General features: G+C 63.2%; 5 protein-coding genes and 2 riboswitches. Of the genes, 1 reads left to right on the top strand and 4 read right to left on the bottom strand.

All coding sequences use genetic code 11. The annotated features are described in order from the left end of the window. Positions 1 to 81 precede the first annotated feature (81 nt). Entirely contained in the window at positions 82 to 828 is a 747-nt protein-coding gene (locus NYR54_RS13805; protein ID WP_261516273.1) for a sulfite exporter TauE/SafE family protein, read from the top strand. Here NYR54_RS13805 and metE read toward each other — a convergent pair. The 4 genes from metE to NYR54_RS13825 form a co-directional block, all read right to left on the bottom strand. After that, positions 810 to 3,134 (bottom strand): 5-methyltetrahydropteroyltriglutamate--homocysteine S-methyltransferase, encoded by a 2,325-nt coding sequence (gene metE / locus NYR54_RS13810; RefSeq protein WP_261516274.1) that lies wholly within the window; start codon positions 3,132 to 3,134, stop codon positions 810 to 812. The two genes, NYR54_RS13805 and metE, sit on opposite strands and share 19 nt — an antisense overlap. 93 nt (positions 3,135 to 3,227) lie before the next feature. Then, positions 3,228 to 3,426, bottom strand: a riboswitch (cobalamin riboswitch). A 364-nt stretch (positions 3,427 to 3,790) separates the two neighbouring features. After that, a complete protein-coding gene (locus NYR54_RS13815) occupies positions 3,791 to 4,903 on the bottom strand; it encodes a ribonucleotide-diphosphate reductase subunit beta (RefSeq protein WP_261516275.1) in 1,113 nt (370 codons plus the stop codon). Between the two features lie 290 nt (positions 4,904 to 5,193). Beyond that, complete coding sequence (locus NYR54_RS13820) at positions 5,194 to 7,986, bottom strand: ribonucleoside-diphosphate reductase subunit alpha (RefSeq protein ID WP_261516276.1); 2,793 nt, start codon at positions 7,984 to 7,986, stop codon at positions 5,194 to 5,196. A 171-nt stretch (positions 7,987 to 8,157) separates the two neighbouring features. Continuing rightward, a riboswitch (cobalamin riboswitch) is annotated at positions 8,158 to 8,358 on the bottom strand. Positions 8,359 to 8,481: 123 nt separating this feature from the next. Further along, entirely contained in the window at positions 8,482 to 8,952 is a 471-nt protein-coding gene (locus NYR54_RS13825) for a hypothetical protein (RefSeq protein WP_261516277.1), read from the bottom strand. Positions 8,953 to 9,081: the final 129 nt, after the last annotated feature.

Raw genomic sequence — 9,081 nt, forward strand, 5'->3', positions numbered from 1 at the left:
TGTAGCGCTGCGGCGGAAGGGACAGGTGGATGGCGCTGTGGCGGAAGGTTAAAGAGGCGGGGACATGCCCGGAATGAATCCGTGACACTGCAACTGACCGATCTTGCTATCATCTTCGCCTGCCTTGCGGCCGGGGGCATCCTGAAGGGAGCGACGGGCGCGGGCGCGCCTGTGCTTGCCGTGCCCGCCATGGCGATGATCTTCGACGTGAAGGTTGCCGTGGTCGTGATGCTGATGCCCAACCTGCTCACCAATTTGTGGCAGGGCTGGCACTTCCGGAAACATCTCTTGCCAGCGCGGTTCCTGCTCACCTTCGCGCTGGCGGGTGCCGCGGGCGTGGTGGCAGGCACGCTGATCCTCGCCTTCCTGCCGCAGCGGGTCCTCATGCTTTTCGTCGCGGGCGCGGTCTACATCTATATCGCGCTCCGGCTCGCGCGGCCTGACTGGAAGATCGCCTATCCGCTCGCAAGCCGATTGAGCCTGCCTGCGGGACTTGCCGCCGGCATGCTGCAGGGTTCCTCCGGCATTTCGGCGCCTGTCTCCATTTCGTTTCTCAACGCCATGCGATTGGAGCGCCCGACCTTTATCGGCACCATCTCCCTCTTCTTCGTCACGATCACGGCGCTGCAGATAGTGAGCCTCGTCTATTTCGGTCTCTTTTCCGGGCAGAGCGCGCTTGTGAGCCTCGCCGCCGTTCTCCCGATCCTCGCCTTCATGCCGGTGGGTGCGGCGCTCGCGCGGCGGCTTTCGAAGGAAAGCTTCGACCGCGCGATACTGATTCTACTTGCGCTGCTGGCAACGAAGCTCGTCTATGACGCGCTTGCCTGAACTTCCTCGCGCAACTTGCGGGCGGCAAAGACCATGTTGGCGAGGCTGGAGCGCACCTCCTCCCACGCCCGCGTCTTCAGACCGCAATCCGGGTTGACCCATATCTGCCGCCGATCGAGGCCGTCCTTCGCCTTGCGGAGCAGCGCCGCCATCTCATCAAGGGGCGGCACACGCGGCGAATGGATGTCGAAGACACCTGGGCCAATGTCGTTCGGATAGCGGAAGACGCGGAAGGCCTTGAGAAGCTCCATCCGGGAGCGCGAGGTCTCGATGGAGATGACATCGGCATCCATGGAGGCGATGGCATCGATGATGTCGTTGAATTCGCCGTAGCACATGTGGGTGTGGATCTGCGTCTCCGGCTTCACGCCGCTGGATGCGAGGCGGAAGCACTCCACGGCCCAATCGAGATAGGCCGACCGGTCCGCCTGCCGCAGCGGCAGGCCTTCACGAAGCGCAGGCTCGTCGATCTGGATCACGGCAATGCCGGCAGCCTCCAGATCCGCCACCTCGTCCCGCAGCGCCAGGGCAATCTGCCGGCACACCGTTTCGCGCGGAACGTCATCCCTCGGGAAAGACCATTGCAGCATGGTGACGGGCCCGGTGAGCATGCCCTTCACCGGCTTGTCGGTGAGTGACTGGGCAAAGCGCGCCCAACCCACCGTCATCGGGCGCGGACGCGACACATCCCCGTAGATGATCGGCGGACGCACGCAGCGCGAGCCATAGCTCTGCACCCAGCTCTGCCGGGTGACGGCGAAGCCCGAAAGCTGCTCGCCGAAATACTGCACCATGTCGTTGCGCTCGAATTCGCCATGGACGAGCACGTCAAGCCCGATCTCTTCCTGAAACCGGATCGCTTTTTCCGTCTCCCTCTTCAGGAACGCGTCGTAATCGACGTAGCTCATCTCGCCCCTCAAGTGGGCGGCGCGTGCCTTGCGCACCTCGGCCGTCTGGGGGAAGGAGCCGATCGTCGTGGTGGGGAAAAGAGGCAGCTTCAGCCTCTCCCGCTGGCAGGCCCTTCGCTCTGAAAAGGGAACGGAGCGGCGGGCCATCTCCGGCGTCACGCCGGCGAGCCGCCCCTCGACCAATGGATCGTGCACGCGCGGCGAGGAGGCGCGCGAAGCGAGCGCTCGTGAGGCGGCGTCGATCAGGGACTGCACCGCCTCTCGGCCTGAGGTCAGGCCATGGGAGAGCGCTACCAGCTCCTCCACCTTCTGCACGGCAAAGGCGAGCCAGCTCTTGAGCTCCGGATCGAGCGAGGTCTCAAGCGCGAGATCGAAGGGCACGTGCAGCAGCGAGCAGGAAGGCGCAAGCTCGACACGGCCGGGCCTCGAGGCGATCACCGGCGTGAGCCGGTCGAGAAGGGCGGCAAGATCGGCGCGCCAAACATTGCGGCCATCCACCACGCCGAGCGACACCACGCAATTCTCCGGCAGAAGGGAAAGCGCAGGCTCGAGCTGCTCCGGCTCCCGCACAAGATCGAGATGCAGGCCCGCGACCGGAAGCACGGCAGCCGCAGGTAGATTGTCTCCAAGCGCTCCGAAATAGGTGGCGAGCATCAGCTTCGGCCCGCCTGCGGCGGCAAGCGCCTCATAGGCAAAGGCATAGGCCCGCTTTTCATCTTGGGAGAGATCCAGAACGAGACAGGGTTCGTCGATCTGCACCCAAGCCGCGCCAGCCTCGGCCAGCCGGCGAAGAAGCTCGGCATAGACCGGTACAAGGCGAGGCAAGAGCGCCAGCGGATCGCCGCCATCAGTGCGCTTGCCGAGCTTAAGAAAAGAGACGGGACCAACAAGCATCGGGCGCGTGTGAATTCCGAGCGCCTTCGCCTCGTTGAACTCATCGAGCGGCTTGGTCGAGACGAGCCGGAATTCCTGATCTGGCGAGAATTCCGGCACCAAGTAGTGGTAGTTCGTATCGAACCACTTGGTCATCTCCAGCGCGGGCACGCCTTCGCCTTCGGCATGGCAGCAGCCCGCGGGCCTGCCCTGGCTGCCGCGTGCCATGGAGAAATAGGTGTCAAGTGAGACAGCGGCCCCATCCCATCCGTATCGCTGCGGGATCGCTCCCACCATCACGGCCGTGTCAAGCACATGATCGTAGAGCGAAAAATCGTTGGAAGGGATGACGGTCACGCCCATGGCCTTCTGGATGAGCCAATGCTCTTCGCGCAGCCTGGCAGCGGCGGAAAGAAGCTCGGCCTGTGAAATCCTACCGGCCCAGTAGGCTTCGAGCGCGAATTTCAACTCGCGGCGGCGGCCGATGCGCGGCACGCCGAGTGTGGCGACGGGAATTTGCGACATGGTTTCTCCCCTTCAAAGACAAGGGGCATGGGCGCACGGACGCCTGCAAAGCGGCTCACGCTTCGCAGCGGCCACCGGGACACCCCGCCCGTGGACGGTTCATTCGCCGTGGCAGGTCTCCTGGCTCGCGGCTCCTGCGCCCTCTTCGCCTTCCCGGTTTCCCAGTGGCATCTCGAAGCAGGGCTCGCCGCCTACAGTTGCGGGGGCAGCTTCGGCCTTGCCCGCCAATGCGGGCGCACCGAATTCCCTCTTGGCTCCGGCACGCCGGAGCACCACGACAGGGAAAGGTTCCTTCAAAGGCCGGAGCAAGTCAAGAAAGATATAAAGAAATGTTTATGTCTTTAAGTTATATTGCCGGAACGCCGAATTTCGGGCGGGTGCGCGGAAGAGGCCGCGCCATCCTCCGCTCGGGCCGTGGGGAGAACCGGTACAATCTTTGACGTCGAACGTCTCCCTCACCGTCTCGGGCCTTGACCGGAGTCGCCGCGACAACGGCAGGGAAAGCCGTCTGAAACCAAGCAGTTGCTCTCCCCCTGCGCAAGCGGGGGAGAGCACCCACGGCTTGCCATGGGCGCCATCGGTGATTGCTCTCCCCTGCGCAAGCGGGGGAGAGTGATTTGCGAAGCAAACCGGAGCGGGGATCAACAAAACACGGCTCAATCCCAACTCAACGCGCCGCCGCTCTGATATTCAATCACCCGCGTCTCAAAGAAGTTCTTCTCCTTCTTGAGGTCCATGGCCTCGGACATCCAGGGGAACGGATTTTCCGTCTCGGGGAAGATCGGTTCGAGACCGAGCTGCGAGCACCGACGATTGGCGATGAAGTGCATGTACTGCTCGCAGAGGCCCGCATTGAGCCCCAGCAGCCCGCGCGGCATCGTGTCCCGCCCGTAGGCGACTTCCAGCTCCGTGGCTTCCCTCAGCATCTGCCGGACCTCCTCCTGAAACTCCCTGGTCCACAGGTGCGGGTTCTCGTGCTTGATCTGGTTGATCACGTCGATGCCGAAATTGAGATGGAGGCTCTCGTCGCGGAGGATGTACTGGTACTGCTCGGCAATGCCGACCATGCGATTGCGCCGCCCGAGCGAAAGGATCTGCGCAAAGCCGGTGTAGAACCACATTCCCTCGAATACCACGTAGAAAGCTACCAGATCGCGCAGGAAGGCCTGGTCTGCTTCCGGTGTGCCGGTGCGGAAATTCGGATCGTCCAGATGGCGCGTGTATTCCAGCGCCCACGCCGCCTTGTCGGTGATGGAGGGCACTTCGCGATACATGTTGAACAGTTCGCCCTCGTCGAGCCCGAGGCTTTCGACGATGTACTGGAAGGTGTGGGTGTGCACCGCCTCCTCAAAGGCCTGGCGCAGAAGATACTGCCGGCATTCGGGATTGGTGAGATGGCGATAGATGGCAAGCACGATGTTGTTGGCCACCAGCGACTCGGAGGCAGCGAAAAAGCCGAGATTGCGCTTGACCATGCGCCGCTCGTCCTCCGTCAGGCCGTCCCTTGACTTCCAGAGCGCGATGTCCGCCTGCATGGAGACTTCCGTCGGCATCCAGTGATTGTTGCAGGCGGCAAGATACTTTTCCCATGCCCAACGGTACTTGAGCGGCAGAAGCTGGTTCACGTCGGCGCGCGCGTTGATCATGCGCTTGTCGTCCACGGATACGCGCGCCGCGCCCCGGTCGATGGCGCCAAGGCCGGTCGCGTCAGCTTCGCCCGCGGGGGCTGATTGGGAAGGATTGGTGCTGAACTCGTTCCAGTTGAGCATTATGTTTCTCCGGAGTTTTTCTCAATGTCGGCGCTGCGGGCGACTGGTCCGCCCCTGCGGATTGGGCTGTCGCCCCCACTCCGGCTCGCTGCGCTCGCCACCTCTCGCCCGCAATGTGCGGGAGAGGAAGGGTCCTCTTCACAGCGGCCGGCGCTTCCTCGCCCCACGAAACGGAGGGGTAGAGGAGCGCAAAACGCGGTAGCCGGGTTTCCTCTTCCCCCGTCGATCGGGAGAGAGGTGGTTTGCGAAGCAACCGGAGTGGGGGCGAGTTGATGCGGGAGCGGCGCTCTTTACTGGCACGCCTCGCAGTTGGGATCGTCGATGGCGCAGGCCTGAACGTGCGCGCCGTTCAGGGCCGGCGGTGGTGACACGGCCACGGCATTGAGCTTCCCGTCCGAACGCTTGAGCGTCGATTTCTCCACATGGGTGGCGGAGCGGGAGCGCAGGTAGTAGGTGGTCTTCAGCCCCCTCCTCCAGGCAAGCCGGTAGAGTTCATCAAGTTTCCTCCCGGATGGGTTGGCGATATAGAGGTTGAGCGACTGCGCTTGGTCGATCCACTTCTGCCGGCGCGAGGCTGCGTCGATCAACCAGGAGGGGTCGATCTCGAAAGCCGTGGCGTATAGCGCCTTCAGGTCATCGGGCACGCGGTCGATCTGGCCAAGCGAACCGTCGTAGTACTTGAGATCGGAGACCATCACCTCGTCCCACAGTCCGCGAGCCTTGAGGTCGCGCACGAGGGCTGCATTCACGACGGTGAAATCCCCGGACATGTTCGACTTGACGAACAGGTTCTGGTAGGCGGGCTCGATCGACTGCGAGACGCCGCAGATATTGGAGATCGTCGCCGTTGGCGCAATGGCCAGGCAGTTGGAATTGCGCATACCGTGTTCGACCACGCGGGCGCGCAGCGCCTCCCAGTCCAGCGTCGTGCTGCGGTCCATGCCCTCGAAGCCGCGCGCCTCGTCCACGAAGGCGTTGGAATCGATCGGCAGCACACCCTTCGACCACAGCGAGCCGGGAAAGCTCTGGTAGGCGCCGCGCTCGCGCGCAAGCTCCACCGACGCGGAAATCGCGAAATAGGAGATTGCCTCCATGCTGCGGTCGGCAAATTCCACCGCCGCCTCCGAGGCATAGGGGATGCGCTGGATATGGAGCGCGTCCTGGAAGCCCATGAGGCCGAGACCCACAGGCCGGTGGCGCAGGTTTGAGCGGCGTGCTTCGGGGATCGTGTAGAAATTGATGTCAATGACGTTGTCGAGCATGCGCATGGCCGTGGTCACCGTGCGCTCCAGCTTCTGAAGATCGAGCCCCTTCTCGCTCACATGCGCGGCGAGGTTGACGGAGCCGAGGTTGCAGACTGCAACCTCATCCCTTGAGGTGTTCAGGGTAATCTCGGTGCAGAGGTTGGAGGAGTGCACCACACCCGCATGCCGCTGCGGCGAGCGCAGGTTGCAGGGATCCTTGAACGTGATCCAGGGGTGGCCCGTCTCGAACAGCATGGTGAGCATGCGCCGCCACAGGTCCACCGCCCTCACCGTTTTGAAGACACGGATTTCGCCGCGCGCCGCCTTCGCCTCGTAGGCCTCGTAGGCCTCGCGGAAGGCCGGGCCATAGAGATCGTGCAGATCAGGCACCTCATCCGGCGAGAACAGGGTCCACTCCCCGTCTGCCTCCACCCGCTCCATGAAGAGATCCGGCACCCAGTTGGCCGTATTCATGTCATGGGTGCGGCGGCGGTCGTCGCCCGTGTTCTTCCTGAGGTCGAGAAACTCCTCGATGTCGATGTGCCAGGTTTCCAGATACGCGCACACGGCCCCCTTGCGCTTGCCCCCCTGGTTGACGGCGATGGCGGTATCGTTCGCGACTTTCAGGAAAGGGACGACACCCTGGCTCTTGCCGTTGGTGCCCTTGATGCGCGCGCCGAGGCCGCGCACCGGCGTCCAGTCGTTGCCGAGCCCGCCCGAGTACTTCGCCAGAAGCGCATTGTCCTTGATGGCCTTGAAGATGCCGTCGAGATCGTCGGAGACGGTCGTCAAGAAGCAGGAGGAAAGCTGCGGCCGCAGGGTGCCCGCGTTGAACAGCGTGGGCGTTGAGCACATGAAATCAAAGGAGGAGAGGAGGTCGTAAAACTCGATCGCCCTCGCCTCGCGATCGATCTCCCGCAGCGCCAACCCCATCGCCACGCGCATGAAGAAGGCCTGCGGCAGCTCGTAGCGGACATCGTCCCTGTGCAGGAAGTAGCGGTCGTAGAGCGTCTGTAGCCCGAGATACTGGAACTGAAGGTCGCGCTCCGGCTTCAGCGCCGCGCCCAATTTCCTGAGGTCGAAGCGGCCCAGCTCGGGGTCGATCATCTCCGCCTCGATGCCGGCCTTGATGAAGGATTCGAAATAGGCCGGGTAACGCTCAACCATTTCCTCCTGCGTGGCCTGCGCGGGCCGGCCTTCCACGAAGGTCAGGGCCTCGCGGCGGAGTTTGTCGAGAAGCAGCCGCGCGCTTACGAAGGAATAGTTCGGCTCGGTCTCCACAAGCGCGCGTGCCGCGAGGATCGGCGCCAGGGACAGTTCATCCAGCGTAATGCCGTCATAGAGGTTGCGCCGCGCATCGTTGAGGATCGCCTCGGCAGAGACTCCATCAAGCCCTTCGCAGGCCTCCGCCACGATGCGCGAAAGCCGCGCCTCGTCGAGCGGCGCCCTCGTCCCGTCCTCCAGCGTCACCTGAAGTGCCGGCTGCGCAGGTTCGCCCGCCCGGCTCGCCTCCCGCTCGCGCGCCCTCTCCTCGCGGTAGAGCACATAGGCGCGGGCCACTTTGTGATGCCCGCCGCGCATCAAGGCGAGCTCGACCTGATCCTGGATCTCCTCGATGTGGAAAGCGCGGCCCGCCTCGCCCCGACGGGTCAGAGCCGAGACCACCTGCGCCGTCAGTTCCTCCACCGTGTCGTGGACGCGGCGCGAACCGGCGGCAGCCGTCCCCTCGACGGCCAGAAACGCCTTCGTCAGCGCCACCGCGATCTTGGCCGGGTCGAAAGGCGTGACCGCTGCGTTGCGGCGGATGACGCGCCAAACGGGCTGCGCCCGCTCCCTCATATGCTCCGGTGGATGGACAGGAACGTTCTCCGTTCCGTTGGAAATTCGTAAGGCAGTCGCCGACATCAAAAACCCCCGTGGTGAAAGCTCAGCGGGGCATTTCGACAGATGCGGGCAAGACACAGCAGGCAGCCGTGACGAGCGCACCGCCGGGACACCCCGCCCGTGGACGTTCAAAGCGCGATCACGGCAGGTCTCCTGGCTCGCAGGTCATCGCCTTCTGCCGGCCTTCCCGGCGCCGAAGCACCAGTGGCGTTACGCGGCAGCGGCTCGCTGCATACAGTTGCGGGGGCAGCGCCGGCCTCTCACCGGCTTCCCTCTTAGCTTCCAGGCCGGGATCGACTCGGAAGCACCGTGACATCAAAATCTAGTATGAAAACCATCCGAATTGTCAAGGCATAGTATCGACTTCTTCCACGAAAGCGAACGCGCAGCGGGCGACCAATAGGTCACCCGATGGTGATGCAAATCCAGAGGCGAACTTGCCGCTAGAGCCTACGCCTCGCGCACCTCTGTGTCAGGCTGTGCCGCATCGTTCCCATTGGCTACAGGCTGCGCTGCCGGAGTCGAAGTCGCTTGAGGGGGCGACGTAAATTGCTTCGACGCCTGCTCGGTATGAATGAGGGAATCAATCGCGGCTTTGGTATTTTCAATGCCGCCGTCTGCGGGCGAAGGCTTGCCGGGGCCTGGTTCGAGCTCGGCAATGGTGCGCAATGCATTCTTAGAGTTCTTCATTTTGATTTTGCCGGCAAACTGCTTCAGGTTGCCTTTGCCCAGCGCTCGCGCCCTAGCCGCCATTCCACCTGCTCCCTTAAACGAAAGTGCTGCACCTACAGCGTGGAATGCGGCATCAACCAGTTCTCCCTCGACCAGCGCTTTACCCGCCCGATAAGCCCCACCTACAACCGGTAGTCCATTCAAAGCGGAATCCAATGCTTCAAGATAGCGGCCCTCTGTTAAGTGCACACCAGCATCATAAAGGGTACGAAGATTCCCCACGATCGGTAAACTGTAAGCATGAACCGCGCCGGGTTTGCCGGAGGCTGATTTGGTTTAGTTACGCGGCCATGGCTTCAGTTTCCAGAGCCGCGTAGA

The sequence above is a fragment of the Chelativorans petroleitrophicus genome, assembly GCF_025398195.1.
Classification (GTDB): Bacteria; Pseudomonadota; Alphaproteobacteria; order Rhizobiales; family Rhizobiaceae; genus Chelativorans; species Chelativorans petroleitrophicus.